This window comes from Tenacibaculum bernardetii (assembly GCF_029125915.1).
Lineage (GTDB): Bacteria > Bacteroidota > Bacteroidia > Flavobacteriales > Flavobacteriaceae > Polaribacter > Polaribacter bernardetii.
Genome location: NZ_JAQJCU010000008.1, coordinates 108,212 through 125,883 on the forward strand (window position 1 = coordinate 108,212; position 17,672 = coordinate 125,883).

The 17,672-nt window shown below is 32.2% G+C and carries 16 protein-coding genes; 3 read left to right on the forward strand and 13 right to left on the reverse strand.

Going from position 1 to position 17,672, the window contains the following annotated elements; all coding sequences use genetic code 11:
* Window positions 1-10: 10 nt before the first annotated feature.
* The 9 genes from P2G10_RS08565 to P2G10_RS08605 form a co-directional block, all read right to left on the reverse strand.
* On the reverse strand, window positions 11-1,078 hold the full coding sequence (locus tag P2G10_RS08565) for an AMP-binding protein (protein ID WP_275316109.1): 1,068 nt from the start codon (window positions 1,076-1,078) through the stop codon (window positions 11-13).
* 225 nt (window positions 1,079-1,303) lie between these two features.
* On the reverse strand, window positions 1,304-2,251 hold the full coding sequence (locus P2G10_RS08570; protein ID WP_275316111.1) for a CPBP family intramembrane glutamic endopeptidase: 948 nt from the start codon (window positions 2,249-2,251) through the stop codon (window positions 1,304-1,306).
* 45 nt (window positions 2,252-2,296) lie between these two features.
* Window positions 2,297-3,337 carry an o-succinylbenzoate synthase gene (locus tag P2G10_RS08575; RefSeq protein ID WP_275316112.1) on the reverse strand — a complete coding sequence of 347 codons (1,041 nt, stop codon included), beginning with the start codon at window positions 3,335-3,337 and terminating at the stop codon, window positions 2,297-2,299.
* Window positions 3,338-3,438: 101 nt separating this feature from the next.
* On the reverse strand, window positions 3,439-3,951 hold the full coding sequence (locus P2G10_RS08580) for an SRPBCC family protein (protein ID WP_275316113.1): 513 nt from the start codon (window positions 3,949-3,951) through the stop codon (window positions 3,439-3,441).
* A gap of 28 nt (window positions 3,952-3,979) precedes the next feature.
* Window positions 3,980-4,927 (reverse strand): 1,4-dihydroxy-2-naphthoate octaprenyltransferase, encoded by a 948-nt coding sequence (gene menA / locus P2G10_RS08585; RefSeq protein WP_275316114.1) that lies wholly within the window; start codon window positions 4,925-4,927, stop codon window positions 3,980-3,982.
* Window positions 4,928-5,022: 95 nt separating this feature from the next.
* Window positions 5,023-5,802, reverse strand: coding sequence for a (Fe-S)-binding protein (locus P2G10_RS08590; RefSeq protein ID WP_275316115.1), 780 nt, complete (start codon window positions 5,800-5,802; stop codon window positions 5,023-5,025).
* Window positions 5,803-5,922: 120 nt separating this feature from the next.
* Window positions 5,923-7,242, reverse strand: coding sequence for a 4Fe-4S dicluster domain-containing protein (locus tag P2G10_RS08595; RefSeq protein ID WP_275316116.1), 1,320 nt, complete (start codon window positions 7,240-7,242; stop codon window positions 5,923-5,925).
* 44 nt (window positions 7,243-7,286) lie between these two features.
* Window positions 7,287-8,252: an MlaD family protein gene (locus tag P2G10_RS08600; RefSeq protein ID WP_275316117.1), complete on the reverse strand. Its 966-nt coding sequence runs from the start codon at window positions 8,250-8,252 to the stop codon at window positions 7,287-7,289.
* Between the two features lie 64 nt (window positions 8,253-8,316).
* Window positions 8,317-9,489: an N-acetylmuramoyl-L-alanine amidase family protein gene (locus P2G10_RS08605; protein ID WP_275316118.1), complete on the reverse strand. Its 1,173-nt coding sequence runs from the start codon at window positions 9,487-9,489 to the stop codon at window positions 8,317-8,319.
* A 126-nt stretch (window positions 9,490-9,615) separates the two neighbouring features.
* On the opposite strand from P2G10_RS08605, the gene P2G10_RS08610 reads away from it, so the two are divergent.
* Window positions 9,616-12,318 (forward strand): putative LPS assembly protein LptD, encoded by a 2,703-nt coding sequence (locus tag P2G10_RS08610; RefSeq protein WP_275316119.1) that lies wholly within the window; start codon window positions 9,616-9,618, stop codon window positions 12,316-12,318.
* Between the two features lie 41 nt (window positions 12,319-12,359).
* Window positions 12,360-12,740, forward strand: coding sequence for a Rid family detoxifying hydrolase (locus P2G10_RS08615; protein WP_275316120.1), 381 nt, complete (start codon window positions 12,360-12,362; stop codon window positions 12,738-12,740).
* A gap of 126 nt (window positions 12,741-12,866) precedes the next feature.
* Here the strand turns inward: P2G10_RS08615 and P2G10_RS08620 are convergent, their stop codons facing one another.
* From P2G10_RS08620 to pfkA, 4 genes are all read right to left on the reverse strand, one after another.
* Window positions 12,867-13,268 carry a P-loop nucleotide/nucleoside kinase family protein gene (locus P2G10_RS08620; protein ID WP_338056312.1) on the reverse strand — a complete coding sequence of 134 codons (402 nt, stop codon included), beginning with the start codon at window positions 13,266-13,268 and terminating at the stop codon, window positions 12,867-12,869.
* Between the two features lie 100 nt (window positions 13,269-13,368).
* Entirely contained in the window at window positions 13,369-13,731 is a 363-nt protein-coding gene (locus P2G10_RS08625) for a methylglyoxal synthase (protein WP_218772880.1), read from the reverse strand.
* 64 nt (window positions 13,732-13,795) lie between these two features.
* Window positions 13,796-14,788 carry a type I glyceraldehyde-3-phosphate dehydrogenase gene (gene gap / locus P2G10_RS08630; RefSeq protein ID WP_218772881.1) on the reverse strand — a complete coding sequence of 331 codons (993 nt, stop codon included), beginning with the start codon at window positions 14,786-14,788 and terminating at the stop codon, window positions 13,796-13,798.
* A 30-nt stretch (window positions 14,789-14,818) separates the two neighbouring features.
* Window positions 14,819-15,802, reverse strand: coding sequence for a 6-phosphofructokinase (pfkA, locus tag P2G10_RS08635; RefSeq protein ID WP_218772882.1), 984 nt, complete (start codon window positions 15,800-15,802; stop codon window positions 14,819-14,821).
* A gap of 129 nt (window positions 15,803-15,931) precedes the next feature.
* On the opposite strand from pfkA, the gene P2G10_RS08640 reads away from it, so the two are divergent.
* Window positions 15,932-17,659, forward strand: coding sequence for a sodium:solute symporter family protein (locus P2G10_RS08640; protein WP_275316123.1), 1,728 nt, complete (start codon window positions 15,932-15,934; stop codon window positions 17,657-17,659).
* Window positions 17,660-17,672: the final 13 nt, after the last annotated feature.

Sequence of the window (17,672 nt, forward strand, 5' to 3'; positions counted from 1 at the left end):
TAGAAATATTTTAAAACTTAACTAAATCCAACGTTTTTTTTCGTTGGATTTTTTTTGTTTCCGTTTCTATAAACTGAGGTAGAAAATAAATTTCTTTAGGGATTTCGAATTTAGAAAGTGATGTCTCTTTTTTAATTTCTGATAACAAAAAACTCTCTACTTCGCTTGAAGTAATATCTTCAATAATTAATATTAACTTTTCTCCTAAAACTTCATCTTTAATTCCTGATACAAAGAAACGTTGCTCGATAATTTCTGATAACTTCTCTTCTATTTTCTCTGGATGTAGTTTTATTCCGCCTGAATTTATAACATTATCATAACGACCCAACCATTCAAACTCCGTTTTAGAAAGAAGTTTTACAACATCATTCGTCGTAATTATTTCTGATGTTACTTTTGGAGCTTCGATTATTAGGCAGTTTCTATCATCCTGACTTATTAAAACATTTGGAAGTGTTTTATAAAGACTTCTCGACTCCGCTCGAAGTGACAAATTATTTAGATTCTTAACAGCAATATGCGTAATCGTTTCTGTCATTCCGTATGTAGCAAATACTTTTGTAGCAATGTTTTGAATCGCTGAAATTAAATCATTTGATACTACGCCACCGCCAACAATTAATTGATCTATTTTATGCAATTCATTCAACGAATTTCTTAGCTGTAACGGAACCATTGCTGAGAAATCATACTGCTTTTTTAAGCCTTTTAACGGGCTAGAACCTGGGGTAACAACATCTAACTGCCAACCTAAAGTTAAAGCGCGTACCAACATCATTTTACCCGCAATATAATCGGTAGACAAACACAACAACGCTGTTGTATTTTCTTTTAATGTAAAAAAAGCTCCTGTAGCAAAAGCCGAGTTTCTCATAAACTCTTTTTGTAACTGTATTGGTTTTGGTTTTCCTGTAGAACCCGATGTTTGTACAATTACAAAATCCTTTTCATTAAACCAGTCCGTTAAAAAAGAAGTTACCGAACTTGAAATATTTTCAGAAAAAGCAATCAGTTCTTCTTCGGATGAAAATGATGCTCCGTTTAATTTAAAATTTTTATGAAACTGATTTTTCATGTATCTATTTTTACTAAAATAAACTAATATCAAGTTAGGGATTACTTCGTTATTCTGCCTCGTAATGACGTTAGGATTTATTTTCCGGTTATAATTACACTTTTTACGTCGTTCCGAATTTATTTCGGAACCTCATCAATTAAAAACAGCTCCTTATTATGAAAACCTGAAACAAGTTCAGGTTGAACGAATTGCATTTATCATAAAGAAAAGACAATACGTAAACTATAAAGATTCTATTTCTAATGGTTTTTCAATTCTCCCCACTAACTTATCTTTCCAGTTTGTCCAACCGTATTTTTTAGAAAACAAAAACAACAGCAACGGATACAACACAAAAACAGATAAAAACATTTCAGAACCAACTGAAGGCTCAGAAGTATCAATAAATAAAGCATCTGTTTGAAAAACCATCCAATCGGTAGTTACTAAAAAAGCTGCTATAATATTATTTACGGCATGTAAACCCAAAGCCAATTCTGTCCCTTCATCCATTAAAGTTGTAATTCCGAAAAAGAAACCTGTTCCAATATAAAATACCATAGAAATATAGCCTAATTTTTCAACTTCAGGATTTGCACCATGTAACAAACCAAAAGCTACTGAAGTTATAATTAAAGGCATCCATCTGTTTTTAAACCAAGTTCCTATTCCTTGCATAAAATAACCTCTAAATAACAATTCCTCGAAACTTGTTTGCAATGGCAAAAACAAAAAAGAAATAGCTACTAAAGTAAAAAACGGAAGCGGCTTAAAATTCCATGTGTAATGTTCTGGTTCTAAAAAAACGCCTAATAATGTAATACTTAAAGCTACAATTCCCCAAGTTATAAATCCGAACCAAAATCGATTCCAATCAATAGTTTCTCTGCTTGTTATTAGTGTTTTTACAGCTCTTTTATGAATATACTTTATCGTTAAGAATAAAAAAAGTAAACCGATAGCAAACATGAATATCATTAAAAACAAAAACAAGTTTTTATTGATTCCTAAGCTCATAAAGCTATCATTTGCAGCACGAGAAAATTCAGCAAAATCATCCGAATGCAATGCCGCAACAACTGACAAAGGAATAATGCCTATAAATTGCCAACCGAATATAACAAACAAAATACCCGCTAAATAATAAATCCAATCATTTCGCCCTTTATATGCTTGCTGTATGAAATTCATATGTTATAAATATTTATGAGATTCTGAAACAAGTTCAGAATGACGTTAGTCTAAATTAAATTGCCATTTCTTTAATGGATCGTATGCTAAACTCCCGTTTAAAACTCCTAACGGACTCTCGAAATTATTGGTAAACAAACTACCAGTCCCTAAACCTTGTGGCAATTTAGTGTTTAAAATATACGTCCATTGTGCAATGGCGTTTAACCCAATATTACTTTCTAATGCTGACGTGATCCAATTATCGGCATTGTATTTTTTGGCTATAGAAATCCATTCTTCACTACCTTTAAATCCGCCTACTAAACTCGGTTTTAAAATAATATACTGTGGTTGTATGGTTTGGATGCATTTTTCTTTTTCTTCGGATGTAAAAACACCTATCAACTCTTCGTCTAAAGCAATTGGTAATGGTGTGTTTTCACACAAAGCTGCCATTTCTTGCCATTGACCTTGCTTTATAGGCTGTTCGATTGAATGTATTTCCAATTCAGCCAATCTATGTAATTTCTCTAAAGCATTCTCTGGTGTAAATCCTCCGTTTGCATCAACGCGTAAAGTGATTTCTTTTGATGAGAATTCTTTTCGTATCGATTTTAACAAGTTGATTTCTGTATCAAAATCAATTGCACCAATTTTCATTTTAATTGTTGAAAAGCCTTGTTGTAATTTATCTTTTATTTGCTGTTGCATAAAAGATTTATCGCCCATCCAAATTAATCCGTTGATGGATATATTCTGTTTTCCTTCTGTAAAATCTGATGGAAATAATTCAAACGGATTTTTAGCTTCTAACGATAAAAACGCTTGTTCTAATCCGAATTGAATACTCGGATAATGAATCGTTTCTGCTAATAAAACTACTAAACTTACATTAATATTTTGGCAAACCCATTTTAGTTTCTCTTCGTAATTTGGTGTATCATCAACACTTAATCCTCTAAACAATCCGCATTCACCAAAACCTTGTTTGTTATCTTTTGACAACTTGATAAACCAAGTTTCTTTGGTTTTTAAAACACCGCGAGATGTTCCGCTAGCTTGTTTAAAATTAAGAATGTGTTTATGATATGTTGCTGTTATCATTTTAACCGATTATTGGTTTGCGTTAGGGATTGCAATGAAAATCCTTTTGTGAGGCACGAGCAAAAGGTTGTAATGTAAAGCCCGCTCGAACGCCCAAAAAATTATTTTTCTAGCGTTGTTTTTAATTGATTCATATAGCCTAAACTTAACTCTTTAAAAGTTCCTTTAAAGTAAGGAAACAAACAAGCGGTCATATATGATTTACTATTTACACTGCAGTTTTGGACTAGTTTTGTTTTATTTCCGTTGGCGATAAAGTTAAAATCATCTGTTTTTATCATTTGAGCTGAATCGAACTGATAAGTGATTTTTTGATTCGGAATATAGGCCGTTATTTTCTGAATCATTTTTATTTCTTGTCCGTTATTTATCGCAGTAATAGTATAAGTACTTCCTACCATTCCTGGTTCTTCTTCGATTACTTCGATGGACTTAATATCTGGCAACCAGTTTTTCATTAAATCGACATTTGCAACGTTTTCGAAAACTTCGCTTATTGGTTTATCTATTTCTATTTCGGCAGTATAAGTAACCTCGGTAATAACTACTCCTGTTAGTAAAAACATGATTACTAAAGCAGAAACGATTCCTAAAATTATCTTTATTGTTTTCATAATTGTTCTTTAAAATTGTTTTTTCTGTTTACAAAATATTACCCAATCCGAATAGTATTGCAAACAAGAACGTACTTAATGCTACTTTTTTTAATTCGCCATCTAACAATACTTCTTCTTTATTTTTATACACAAATATTACGTGTTTTACTATTGGTATATAGGCTATTAAAAATAAAAACTGCCATGGCGATTGGTACTTTATTACCACATATAATACTGCTGTTATAAGCGATAAAATAATTAAAGTATAATGGTAATTTTTAGCAGATTTCGCACCTATTTTAACTACTAATGTATTTTTATTAACCTTTGCATCGTTTAAACGATCTCGCATATTATTTAAGTTTAAAACTGCTGTACTTAGTAAACCGACAGTTATTGCGGGTAAAAAAACAACAAGGTTCAACTGTTTTGTATATAAAAAATAAGTTCCTACAACTGCTAATAATCCGAAGAAAATAAAGACAAAAACATCACCAAAACCACTATAACCATAGGCTGATTTACCTACGGTGTATTTAATTGCTGCAACGATAGATGTGGCTCCTAATAAAAAGAAAATCAATGAATACAAAAAATTGTCTTTTCCGAAAGAAACATAAATAAGTAAAAGTGCGATTACCAAAGTTATTGCTCCGGTAACGATCATTGCCATTTTCATTTGTTTTGGCGTAATTGCCCCCGATGAAACCATACGAGCTTCCCCTTCTCTATTATCGTCTGTTCCTTTTACACCATCTCCGTAATCATTCGCAAAGTTAGATAAAACCTGAAAACCAATCGTTGTGAGTATCGCAAGAATAAAAATTAAATAGTTTTTTTCATTCAAAAAATTAACATCTAAAAGCCCGTCAAATTCAACTCCGCCTATAAGAGGAACTGAAAATTTTGCTGAAAAAGCCCCCACAACAATTCCTGAAATAGATAATGGTAAGGTTCGTAAACGTGCTGCTTTTATATAGTTTTTTATCATTTTAAATTTTGATTAAAACCTCTCGACTGCGCTCGAAAAGACCTATTTTAGTGTCTGTTCGAGCGCAGTCGAGAATTATTCACTATATTTTTATTTTATAAATTATTTGCTTCTGCAATTAGTTCGGCAATATCTTTTACAACTACTTGATCTTCTTTTAACTTAAACTTTACACCATCAGTCATCATTGTATTACAATAAGGACAACCGGTTGCGATGATTTGCGGATTGGTTTCTAAAGCATCTTCTGTTCTTAAAATATTTATCTCTTTGTCTCCTCTTTCGGCATCTTTAAACATCTGTGCGCCACCAGCACCACAGCATAAAGCAGTAGACTTACTACGCTTCATCTCTGTCATTTTAACACCCAAACTACGAATTAAAGCACGCGGACTTTCATATACATCGTTTGCGCGACCTAAATAACAAGGATCGTGATAGGTTACTCGTTTTCCCTTTAAATTAGCGTCATCTATAGCTAAACGACCGTCGCTTATTAATTTACTAATAAACTGCGTGTGGTGATATACCTCATACTTACCTCCCAAACCAGGGTATTCATTTTTTAATGTATTAAATGAATGTGGGTCACAGGTAACTATTGTTTTTACTTCGTAAGCATTTAAAACTTCGATATTTGTCATTGCTTGCATTTGAAACAAAAACTCGTTTCCTGCACGCTTAGCAGCATCACCAGTTGAACTTTCTTCTGTCCCTAAAACAGCAAAATCTACTCCTGCTGTATTTAATATTTTTACAAACGATTTGGTTATTTTCTTTGCTCTATCATCATAACTTCCAGCTGCTCCTACCCAAAACAACACTTCTGGTTGTTTTCCTTGAGCCATCATATCTGCCATTGTTGGTACGTTCATAATTTTATGTTTTTTAATTGATATGCTTTTTTTTCTAAATATTCTCTATACAATTTTTCTTCATTCTCCAGAAAAATCACTCGAACTGACAATAATTACACTGTCAAATTGATGTATTGATTAATCTTCGTCTTTCCAGTTTAATCTATCTTGTTGACTATACTGCCAAGGTGCTCCGTTATTTTCGATATTGGTCATCATTGCATTTAACTCTTGTGGAGCTGCAGATTCTTCCATTACTAAATAACGACGCATTTCCATAATAATAGATAAAGGATCAATACCTATAGGACATTCTTGCACACAAGCATTACAACTTGTACATGCCCATAATTCTTCTGGAGAAATATAATCATTTAATAACTGCTTTCCGTCATCTTTAAATATACCGTTGTTTGCATCGATGTTTTTCCCTACCTCCTCTAAACGATCTCGGGTATCCATCATAATTTTACGAGGCGACAACTCTTTACCCGTTAAACTTGCAGGACAAGAAGATGTACATCGCCCACATTCTGTACACGTATATGCATTCATTAACTGTACCCAGTTTAAATCGGTAACGTCCGACGCACCAAACTTTGCTGGCACTTCCTCTTCTGCTCCTTCTTCTGGCATTGCATACGGATCTGCATCTGGATCCATCATCATTTTTACTTCATTCGTAACAGCTTCTAAGTTATTAAACTGTCCTTTTGGCTTTAAATTTGCGAAAAATGTATTTGGGAAAGCTAATAAAATATGTAAGTGCTTAGAGTAATATAAGTAGTTTAAGAAAACTAAAATACCTATAATATGTACCCACCAAGCTGATTTTTCTATAGTGTGTAATACTTCTGGTGAAAACCCAGAAAACCAAGGCGCTATAAATTGAGAAACTACATTTCCCGCTCCTGATTCTTGAAAAGCAGCATCCGTAGCATTCATTATTAAGAATAACGACATTAAAACCATTTCGAAATATAAAATAATGTTTCCATCATTTTTAGGCCAACCTGTCATTTCTTTACTCCAAAAACGCTTTACTTTTTCGATATTTCTTCTAAACCAAAATATAACAACAGCTACAAAAACTAAGGCTGCTAAAATTTCGAAATTAGCAATTAAGAATCCATAGATAGCATCTCCTAAGATTGGTTGAAAAACACGATGTGTACCAAATAAACCGTCTATAACGATTTCTAACATTTCGATATTAATCAAAATAAAACCTACATAAACTACTACGTGTAAAATTCCAGAAACTGGGCGACGTACCATTTTATATTGTCCTAAGGCTATTTTAGCCATGTTTTTCCAACGTTCAGGTTTTCTATCTGTTCTATCTATATCTTTTCCTAATTTTATGTTTCGGACAAGTTTTCGAACATTCATTACAAAAAATCCTATTCCCGCAATTAAAATAGCTGCAAAAAAGATGTTAGGCATGTATTTCTCCATCGTTCTTTAAGTATTAAGTTTTGTTAGTTTTTAATAATTATAAGTTACTTCGTACTTACATTTTTGGTATTACTTTCTTCATTATATGGTTTTGCTTTTTTACCAAATAATGAAAAATGAACAAATCGTTTTGGATTTAATTTCATTTCACGTAACAACTCTTCCATCTCTTTAGAGGCATTGGTTAAGTTTGTGTACATTTTATCGTCGGTCATTAACTTACCTAAAGTTCCTTTACCAGCCTTCATATTTGCTAATAAACCATTTACGTTTGCTAATGTTGCTTCTAATTTATTAACTGTTTCTCCTAAATTAGCTTTTGCTAAACCGTCAGATATTTTAGAAAAATTATCAGTAATTTTTTTAGTATTTGCTAAGGTTGCGTTTAAGTTTTCTTTATTATCAGATAATAAAGTATTTACAGATGTTAATGTTTTTCGAACATCAGAAATCGTTCCTTCTAAACCTATAATACTTCTATTTAAGCTTTTTCTTGATTTTTCATCTAAAACGGTATTCAATCCAGTTAGCAATGTATCGGCTCCTACCAACACATTTTGTAGTTTAGATTGAATAGGTTCTAACTTATCTTCTACTGAAGAAAAAAGACCAGATTCTACCTCTCCTTTAAGATAATCTCCTGAAACGGCCGTTTCTCCGCTGTATGTCGGAACAATAGCTAAACTTTGCCCTCCCATTATACTTGCTGAATAAATTTTAGCAATACTGTTTTTAGAGAAGCTAAAATCAGTATCTAAAGAAATTTTCACCAATAAAACACCTTGTTTTTCTGGAGTTGCATCAAATGAAATATCATCAATACGACCAACCTTTAAACCATTAATAGTTACAGCACTAGCTTTATTTAATCCGTTAATATCTTTGTATTCAACATAAAAATATCTGCTACTACCACTAAATAAATCTTGACCTTTTAAGAAATTGAATCCCCATATAAATACGGCTATAATTAGTACAGCAACAACACCCGTTTTTAGTTCTTTTGACATATAAAAAAGTTATAGCACGAAAATAGTAATAATTTTGAAAGTATAAATGTAGAACACCTCTAAATTAAAGGTTTTTCAATGCTTCTTTGATAGGAATTTTTTGTCCATCTTTAAAAGCAACAACCCAAGCACCTTTAAACCCCATTTTTTTCACTGCACTTAAAGTCTTTTTCACATCTACAAAACTAGAAGAGGTTCCGTAATAATACTTGTAGTAATCACCTATAAACATCGACTCAACATTTTCTAATCCTCTAAAGTTAAAATTATTTTTATTTAACTTTCTTTTTGATGCTGCAATTTGCACTTTAAAAGCAATTCCTGATGGTTGTATTTTATTACTTGCAATATTGGTTGTGGCCTTTTTCGTTGATGTTTTTACTTTCACTACTTTTTTAGGCACACTAACTTCCTTTACAATCTTTTTTTCTATCGGATTTTTCTCCTCTGCTTTAGCTATTACGGTATTCTGAATCGTATTTAACTTTAACCTGTCTACATATTTTTTAATAGCATCACCAATTGCTTTTGCCATTTTTATCTGTCCAGCTCTGGTATTTAAGAATTTACCTTCTTTTTTATTTGTTAAAAAACCTAACTCTATTAAAACACTAGGCATTACAGTTTCTCTTAACACTAAAAAATTAGCTTGTTTTACTTTTCTATTAACTCTTTTAATAGAAACAAAATTGCTTTGAATAAAACTTGCAATACCTAAACTGTTATCTAAATTCTCTTCCTGAAGTACTGACAAACCAATAACTGATTCTGGTGAATTAGGATCATAATCATAATTTTGTTTATAATTATCCTCTAATAAAATTACAGCGTTTTCTCGTTTAGATATTTCTAAATTTTCTTTATTACCACTTAATCCTAAAACAAACGTTCCTGCTCCGTTAGGTTCTGACTTATGAAAAGCATCACAATGAATAGAAACAAATAAATCTGCCTTTTTAGTGTTTGCGATTTTTGCCCTATTATGTAACTCTACAAAAACATCTTTCTTTCTAGTATATAAAACTTCAACATCTCTAGCTGTTGATAATTCTTTACCAACATCTAAAGCGATTCTTAAAGCAACCTTAGCTTCCTTATAACCATTACCTATATTACCAGGATCTTTTCCTCCGTGCCCCGCATCTAAAACAATAGTATATTTTTTTTGTGCAGAAAGCGCTGTTGTAAACCCCAATAACATGCATATTGTGGTTAAAAATAAAAAATAATTTTTCAAGTGATTATATTTACGTAATTTTAAGAATTGCATCAATAAAATTTAACTATTTTTGGATTTTATATTTAGGCATTCAAATAGTACGCCAAAGTTTTTAAATATAACACAAAAATAGTATTTATAACATTGCGAACAAATCTAACTTACATACTTTTAATTTCCTACCTTTTTTGTTTTCAATTAAGTGTAGCTCAAGATTTTGATAAAAAAGGAATTCCTTCTCAAAAATCTAAAAAGAAGCCAATTTTAAATACCTCAAAAGATAGTTTGATTGATTTGAAAAAAGGCGAATTATTAAACCTAAAAAATGATTCGATTGTAAACGATTCTATTAAGCCTAAAGAAGTTATTGATGGAATCATTACACACAATGCAGAAGATTACACAATACAAAACGCAAAAAACAAAACTGTAACCTTATATAATAAAGCACAAGTAATTTATACTGATATTGATTTAAAAGCAGGTATAATTGTTTTAGACTATAAGAACAATACTGTTTATGCTAAAGGAATAAAAGACAGTTTAGGTTATCATCAACGTCCCGTTTTTAAACAAGGTAATCAAGAATCTGAGCAAGACTCCATTTTATTCAACTTTAAAACAAAAAAAGCACTAGTTTACGGTGTAAAAACGGTGCAAGGTGAAATTATAACCTATGCTCAAAAAACAAAACGTGTAAACGATTCTACTATTTACATGCGAAGACTTCGTTTTACAACCTCTAAAAAGAAAAACCCAGATTATTACATTCAAACAAGTAAAGCAAAACTAGTTCCTGGTAAAAAAATAATTGTAGGTGGTAGTAATTTAGTTTTAGCTGATGTTCCTACACCTGTATATTTACCTTTCGCTTATTTTCCTATGACTAATGAAAGAACCTCTGGTTTTATTATTCCTTCTTATGGTGATAGTAACAGTCAAGGTTTCTTTTTACAAAACGGTGGATACTACTTTGCTTTAAGTGATTATTTTGATTTAACTGTTTTAGGAGATCTTTACACCAACGGAAGTTGGGGATTAAGGGCTGATTCTAATTATTATGTTCGTTATAAATTTAGTGGTAATTTTAGTATTCGTTATGAAAATATAATTCAGGGAATTAGAGGATTAAGTAATTATAGTAAATCGTCTAACTTTAATCTTCGTTGGAGCCATAGTCAAGATACTAAATCGAGTCCAAACTCTCGTTTTTCTGCTTCTGTCAACTTAGGTAGTAGTACTTATTATAGGCAATCATTAAATGAATTTAACAATTCTCAGTTTTTAACAAACACCTTAAGTTCATCTATTTCATATTACAAAAAATTTGTTGGCACTCCTTTTAATATAAATGTAACAGCAACACATTCACAAAACACCAATACCGAACAAATAACAATGACGCTTCCATCTTTGCAGTTAAATATGGATCGTATTTATCCCTTTGCAGGTAAAAACGGAGTTAAAACCAATCCTATTCAGAAAATGGGTTTGAACTACAGTATGCAAGGTCAGTATCAAATAAATACTACTGATGATGAGTTTTTTACTGATAAAATGTTTAGAACAGCAAAAAAAGGAATTCAACATCGTTTAAGTACCAACACAAACTTAAAGGCTTTTAAATATTTTACATTATCACCAAGTGTTAGCTATAAGGATGTTTGGTATTTTGATAAAATCAATAAAAAATATGATCCTACACTTACTAATTCAAGTGGTAATTTAGGTACAGTTGTAAACGATACTATTAGTGGTTTTAACCGTTTTAACGAATACAATTTAGGAGTTTCTTTATCAACAAACATCTATGGAACATTTAACTTTAAAAAAGGAAGATTAAAAGCCATAAGACATACAATTAGACCTTCTATTTCTTATGGATACAGACCAGATTTTGCTGAAAATTACGACTTACAAGTTCAACAAAGTTCAGACCCCACTGATTTACTAACCTATTCTCCTTTTGAAGGAGGAATATATGGCAGGCCAGGAAGTGGTGTTTCAAACTCTATTGGTATTTCTGTTAATAATGTTTTAGAAGCTAAAGTTGCTCCGAAAGATCCCGATAGTGATGAGGAAGATACAAAAGTCACCATTCTTAATAATTTAAATTTTAGTACTAGCTACAATATAGCTGCTGATAGCTTACGCTGGAGTCCTGTTACTGCAAATGCAGGAACGCGGCTTTTTAAAGACAAATTAGCTTTAAATGCCAATGCAAGATTTGATCCTTATCAGGTAAATAATGAAGGACAAAGAATAAATAAGTTTAATGCTAATATTTTAAGACTTACTAACTTTGGTATTACCGCTAACTACTCTTTATCTAGCAAAGATTTTGAGAAGAAAAAAGAAGGAGATAAAGAGGAGTCTAAAAACTCAGGAAATGGCGCACAAGACACTCCTGATTTGTTTGGAGAAAACATGTCGCCTACAAATGGCTTCCCCAACAACCCTGATAACAAACAGAATAAAAGCGAAACAAAAGAAACAAAACTATATGGTGCTAAAATACCATGGACACTAAATTTAGCTTACGCCTTAAACTACTCAGATAACGGACTTACAAGTAGTGTTGGTAGTAATTCTTTAATGTTTAGCGGAAACGTAGAGTTAACGCCTAAATGGAACGTTGGTTTTTCATCTGGTTATGATGTTAAAGAGAACGCTTTTACTTACACAAGACTTTCTTTTTCTAGGGATTTAGATAGTTGGCGATTGAATTTTAATTGGACTCCTTTCGGAATAAACTCTTCTTATAACTTCTTTATCGGAGTAAAATCATCTGTTTTAAGTGATTTAAAATGGGACAAAAACAAGCCGCCAGATAGAGCTTTATTCTAAAAAAGAATACTTAATCAATTTTAAATTTATCCATAAATAAGATGAAAAAAATTATAACAACAAGTAAAGCTCCTGCTCCTATTGGACCATATAACCAAGCTGTTTTAAGCGGAAACACATTATATACTTCTGGTCAGATTGCTTTAGATCCTAAAACAGGTGAATTAGTTATGGATTCTATTGAATCTGAAACAAAACAAGTTATGGAAAACATGAAAGAAGTTTTAGCTGCTGCTGAAATGACTTTTGAAAACGTCGTAAAATCGTCTATTTTTATTTCTGATATGCATAACTTTTCTAAAATAAACAGCGTGTATGCTACCTATTTTAACGAAGCTACTGCGCCCGCTAGAGAAACTGTTGAAGTTGCCAATTTACCTAAGTTTGTAAATGTAGAGATTAGTATGATTGCTGTTAAATAGAAGTTTTAACAGCTAGTTTATTTTAAAGTTCCACGAAATTTTAAGCGGTAATAATCACTCCATATTTAAGTTCTTTTTCAGTAGGTTTTTCAAACCAAGTTTCCATAAAATCGAAATCTTCTTTACTTACTTCAAACTGGAACGTATCTCCTTTTTACTATTTCTTTTTAAAACTCTTTTAAATCGTGTTTCTTTTGAAATATCTAAAAAGTGGATTTTAATTTCATAACCATTAGCTTCTGCAAATTGTCTGAATTTTTCTCTATGCTCAAACTTCGACAATCCTAAATCTAGAATACTGTCTGTTTTTGAACTCTCTAACTGCTCTACTAATTCTAGTATTACTTTTTCTGCTCTATTTATTTTTTCTAAAAACCACTCTAAACCATCTGTTGCTTTTTTATCAGCAAGAAAAAGCGTTTTATTCCATTTATCAATCGAAAAAACAACACCTTTTGTTTCTTTTTTTAGTTCAGCCGAGTATGTTGTTTTTCCCGAACCAGTATTCCCTACTATTAAATGTATCATTTGGGTTTTCTTAAAGTTTTAATTCTTATTGATTATTCTAATTTCAAAATAGATTATTTAAATATAGGTTTACTATTTTAATAAGAATACTTTTTTTTATTTACAATGCCTTCATTAACAGTTCTGCGGTTGCAGGATTTGTTGCTAACGGAACATCATGTACATCACACAAACGCAATAACATAGTAATGTCTGGCTCGTGTGGATGTTTTTCATTAGGATCTCTAAAAAACAACACCATATTACATTTACCCTCAGCAACCCTTGCTGCTATTTGAGCATCACCACCAAAAGGACCAGATAAGAACTTCGTTACTTTAAAACCTGCCTTTTCAGCTTTAGAACCTGTGGTTCCTGTTGATACTAATGATATGTTTTTTTGAAGTAAAATGGTTTTATGTTCATTTAAAAACTGAACCATTTCTGCTTTCATTCCGTCATGTGCTATAATTGCTATTTCCATCGTTTTAAAATTAACTAAAAATTCCCGCTATAAGCGGGAATTGATATTTTTTATATTCTTTTTATTATAAAGAGGCTGAATACTCTAATAAATCAACAATCTTCGTTGCATAACCATACTCGTTATCATACCAAGAAATAATTTTAAAGAAGTTTTCATTTAGCTCTAAACTTGCGTCAGCATCAACAACAGAAGTTCTTGTTTCTGATACAAAATCTTGAGAAACAACTTCGTCTTCAGTATATCCTATTATGCCTTTAAATTCGTTTTCTGAAGCAGCTTTAAAAGTTGCCATAATTTCTTTTAATGATGTTGCTTTTTCAGTTTTAAAAGTTAAATCAACTAATGAAACATCTGCTACAGGAACTCTTACTGCCATTCCTGTTAATTTACCATTCATAGACGGAATTACTTTTGTTACTGCTTCTGCAGCTCCGGTAGAAGTAGGTATAATATTGTTTATTACAGAACGACCTCTTCTCCATTTTTTATTTGGTCCATCAACAGTATTCTGAGTAGATGTTGCTGCATGAACAGTTGTCATTAATCCTTCCGTCAACCCATAAGCATCATTAATAACTTTTACTAATGGCGCCAAACAGTTTGTTGTACAAGAAGCATTAGAAACAATAAGTTCGTCTGCTTTCATCTCAGCATGATTTACTCCCATCACATACATTTTAGCATCTTTTGATGGCGCTGAAATAATTACTTTTTTAGCACCTCCTTTTATATGCAACGCTGCTTTATCTTGATCTGTAAAAAAACCTGTTGATTCAATAATATACTCAGCTCCTACTTCGTTCCATTTTAAATTTTCTGGATTTCTTTCAGCTGATACTCTAATAATTTGTTCGTTTACAACTAGGTTACCGTCTTTTACCGTTACTTCACCATCAAAACGACCATGAACCGAATCATACTTTAACAAATAGGCTAAATACTCTACATCTAACAAATCATTAATGGCAACTACTTGCACATTGTTTCTTTTCATGGCAGAACGGAAAGCTAATCTACCTATTCTTCCAAATCCGTTAATTCCTACTTTTATCATCACTTTACTATTTAATATTCTTATTAAAAATTATGTTGTCATAATATCAGAGACTCTTAGCAACTCCATATCTATGTCATTATGACCTTTTATTGCTTTTTCTAAATTGGTAGCAACCACCATATTATTTTGTAAACCAACCATTAAGTTCGTTTGTCCGTCTAGCAATAACTCAACTGCTTTTACACCTAATCTACTTGCTAAAACTCTATCGAAACACGTTGGTGATCCGCCTCTTTGCATGTGTCCTAAAACGGAAACCCTCACTTCATATTCTGGCAAGTTTTTTTCTACATAATCCGCTAATTCAAAAACATTTCTACCTGTTTTATCTCCTTCAGAAACCACAACAATACTTGATGACTTTCCTGTTCGTCTACTTTTCTTTAAAGACTCTAGCATTCTTTCTAGCCCTAAATCTTCTTCTGGAATTAGAATTTCTTCTGCTCCTGCTCCGACTCCGGCATTTAAAGCTATAAAACCTGCATCTCTTCCCATCACTTCCACAAAGAAAAGTCTGTTATGTGATGATGCCGTATCTCTAATCTTATCTATTGCCTCAACTGCGGTGTTTAATGCAGTATCGTAGCCTATGGTATGCGTTGTCCCATAGATATCATTGTCTATCGTACCAGGAATTCCTATTACCGGAAAGTTAAATTCTTTATTAAAAACAACTCCTCCTGTAAAAGAACCATCACCACCAATAACCACTAGTGCATCTACCTTGTTTTCTTTTAAACTTTCGTAAGCTTTTTTTCGCCCTTCTTTTGTTATAAACTCTTTAGAACGTGCTGTTTTAAGTATAGTACCTCCTTTGTTAATGATATTATTTACACTTCTAGCTGTAAACGGTACCAAATCTCCTTCTATTAAACCTTGGTAACCTCTATAGATTCCCATACACTCAGTACGATAATATGCACAAGTCCTTACAACCGATCTGATTGCGGCGTTCATTCCTGGAGCATCTCCTCCGGAAGTCATCACTGCTATTTTTTTTATTTTTCCCATAAGACGAACATCAAATTTAATGCTTTTAAGTCATTTTATATATAAATATACAAAATCATTTTTCATTTCAATTGAAATTTAACGTATCATAATATTTAACTACATTTAGCTTTTTTAAATAAAAACTACATGACATTAACCGCGCTGGATTATTCTATTATCATCGGATTTTTTATCCTCTCATTACTTATAGGTCTTTGGGCTTCTAAATCTGCAGGAAAAAGCAGTACTGAATTCTTTTTATCGGGTAGAAATATGCCTTGGTGGTTGTTAGGTGTTTCGATGGTTGCTACCACATTTGCAGCCGACACTCCTGGATTGGTAACCGAATTGGTGCGTAAAAACGGTGTTTCAGGAAACTGGGTTTGGTGGGCAATGTTACTTACCGGTATGCTTACGGTTTTCTTTTACGCAAAACTATGGCGCAAATCTGGAATTAGTACTGATTTAGAGTTTTACGAATTACGCTATTCTGGTAAAATGGCAGGATTTTTAAGAGGATTTAGAGCTATTTATTTAGGTGTAATTTTTAATATTATCACCATGGCTGGAGTTTGTTTGGCCGGCGCAAAAATTGCCAATATCTTATTAGGTATTTCACAAGGTGAAATGCTATTATACTCGTCTATTATTGTTGTTATTTATTCATCTCTAGGAGGATTAAAAGGGGTTTTACTTACCGATTTTGTTCAGTTTATAATCGCGATGATCGGTTCGGTCTGGGCCACTATTTACATCATCAACTTACCTGAAATAAACGGCTTATCTAATTTATTAAGTCACCCTAACGTGCATGACAAACTAGCGATGCTTCCTGATTTTTCGAATACAGAATCTTTAATCACTTTATTTATAATTCCCTTTGCCGTGCAATGGTGGAGTACTTGGTATCCTGGCGCAGAACCTGGTGGTGGTGGCTATATAGCGCAACGAATGTTGGCTGCTAAAGATGAAAAAAATGCCACTTGGGCAACTTTGTTTTTCAATTTTGCGCATTATGCATTACGCCCTTGGCCTTGGATTATTGTTGGATTGGCTTCTTTGGTGATTTTTCCGAGTTTAGAAAGTATGAATCAAGCATTTCCTAGCTTATCTCCTGAAATGCAAGGACATGATGTTGGCTATGCTGCTATGATGACTTATTTACCTGCTGGATTATTAGGAATTGTACTAACCTCGTTAATTGCTGCTTTTATGAGTACCATTTCAACTCAATTAAACTGGGGAAGCTCGTATTTGGTAAACGATTTTTATAGTCGTTTTATCAACAAAAATGCTTCTGAAAAACAAAAAGTAGTCGTTGGTAGAGTATCAACTGTCTTATTAATGCTATTTGCAGCGCTATTTTCTTTTTACCTACAATCTGCTAAAGACGTTTTTGATTTATTATTACAAATCGGAGCCGGAACTGGATTGCTATTTATTTTACGTTGGTTTTGGAGCAGAATAAATCCGTATAGTGAAATTGCTGCGATGGCTATTTCTTTTGTTATTGCAGTATTCTTTTTTATCAACGGAAAAATGGAAACCCCTTTTATCGAAATTGCTGGTTATTGGCAATTGATAATTGGGGTAGTAATTACAACTATCGGATGGATTTTAGTCACTCTTGTAACACAACCTAGTGATGCAGAAACCATTCATAAATTTGAAACCTTAATTTTTGACGGAGAAGATAAATTCAAAAATGTAGGTATAAAAATAGTAGGATTTATAACAGGCACAATTGGTGTATATAGTTTCTTATTTGCTACTGGTAATTGGATTTATGGCAACACCCTATTAGCCGCTGGTTTATCTGTACTCACCCTAGTATGTGTTTATATTTTAACAAAAATTTGGAAACGTATTTCTTAGAAATTAAAAACCC

Coding starts and splice junctions, on each gene's coding strand:
- P2G10_RS08565 (WP_275316109.1), bottom strand. CDS start 1,078: ATGAAAAATCAGTTTCATAAAAATTTTAAATTAAACGGAGCATCATTT.
- P2G10_RS08570 (WP_275316111.1), bottom strand. CDS start 2,251: ATGAATTTCATACAGCAAGCATATAAAGGGCGAAATGATTGGATTTAT.
- P2G10_RS08575 (WP_275316112.1), bottom strand. CDS start 3,337: ATGATAACAGCAACATATCATAAACACATTCTTAATTTTAAACAAGCT.
- P2G10_RS08580 (WP_275316113.1), bottom strand. CDS start 3,951: ATGAAAACAATAAAGATAATTTTAGGAATCGTTTCTGCTTTAGTAATC.
- menA (WP_275316114.1), bottom strand. CDS start 4,927: ATGATAAAAAACTATATAAAAGCAGCACGTTTACGAACCTTACCATTA.
- P2G10_RS08590 (WP_275316115.1), bottom strand. CDS start 5,802: ATGAACGTACCAACAATGGCAGATATGATGGCTCAAGGAAAACAACCA.
- P2G10_RS08595 (WP_275316116.1), bottom strand. CDS start 7,242: ATGGAGAAATACATGCCTAACATCTTTTTTGCAGCTATTTTAATTGCG.
- P2G10_RS08600 (WP_275316117.1), bottom strand. CDS start 8,252: ATGTCAAAAGAACTAAAAACGGGTGTTGTTGCTGTACTAATTATAGCC.
- P2G10_RS08615 (WP_275316120.1), top strand. CDS start 12,360: ATGAAAAAAATTATAACAACAAGTAAAGCTCCTGCTCCTATTGGACCA.
- P2G10_RS08620 (WP_338056312.1), bottom strand. CDS start 13,268: ATGATACATTTAATAGTAGGGAATACTGGTTCGGGAAAAACAACATAC.
- P2G10_RS08625 (WP_218772880.1), bottom strand. CDS start 13,731: ATGGAAATAGCAATTATAGCACATGACGGAATGAAAGCAGAAATGGTT.
- gap (WP_218772881.1), bottom strand. CDS start 14,788: ATGATAAAAGTAGGAATTAACGGATTTGGAAGAATAGGTAGATTAGCT.
- pfkA (WP_218772882.1), bottom strand. CDS start 15,802: ATGGGAAAAATAAAAAAAATAGCAGTGATGACTTCCGGAGGAGATGCT.
- P2G10_RS08640 (WP_275316123.1), top strand. CDS start 15,932: ATGACATTAACCGCGCTGGATTATTCTATTATCATCGGATTTTTTATC.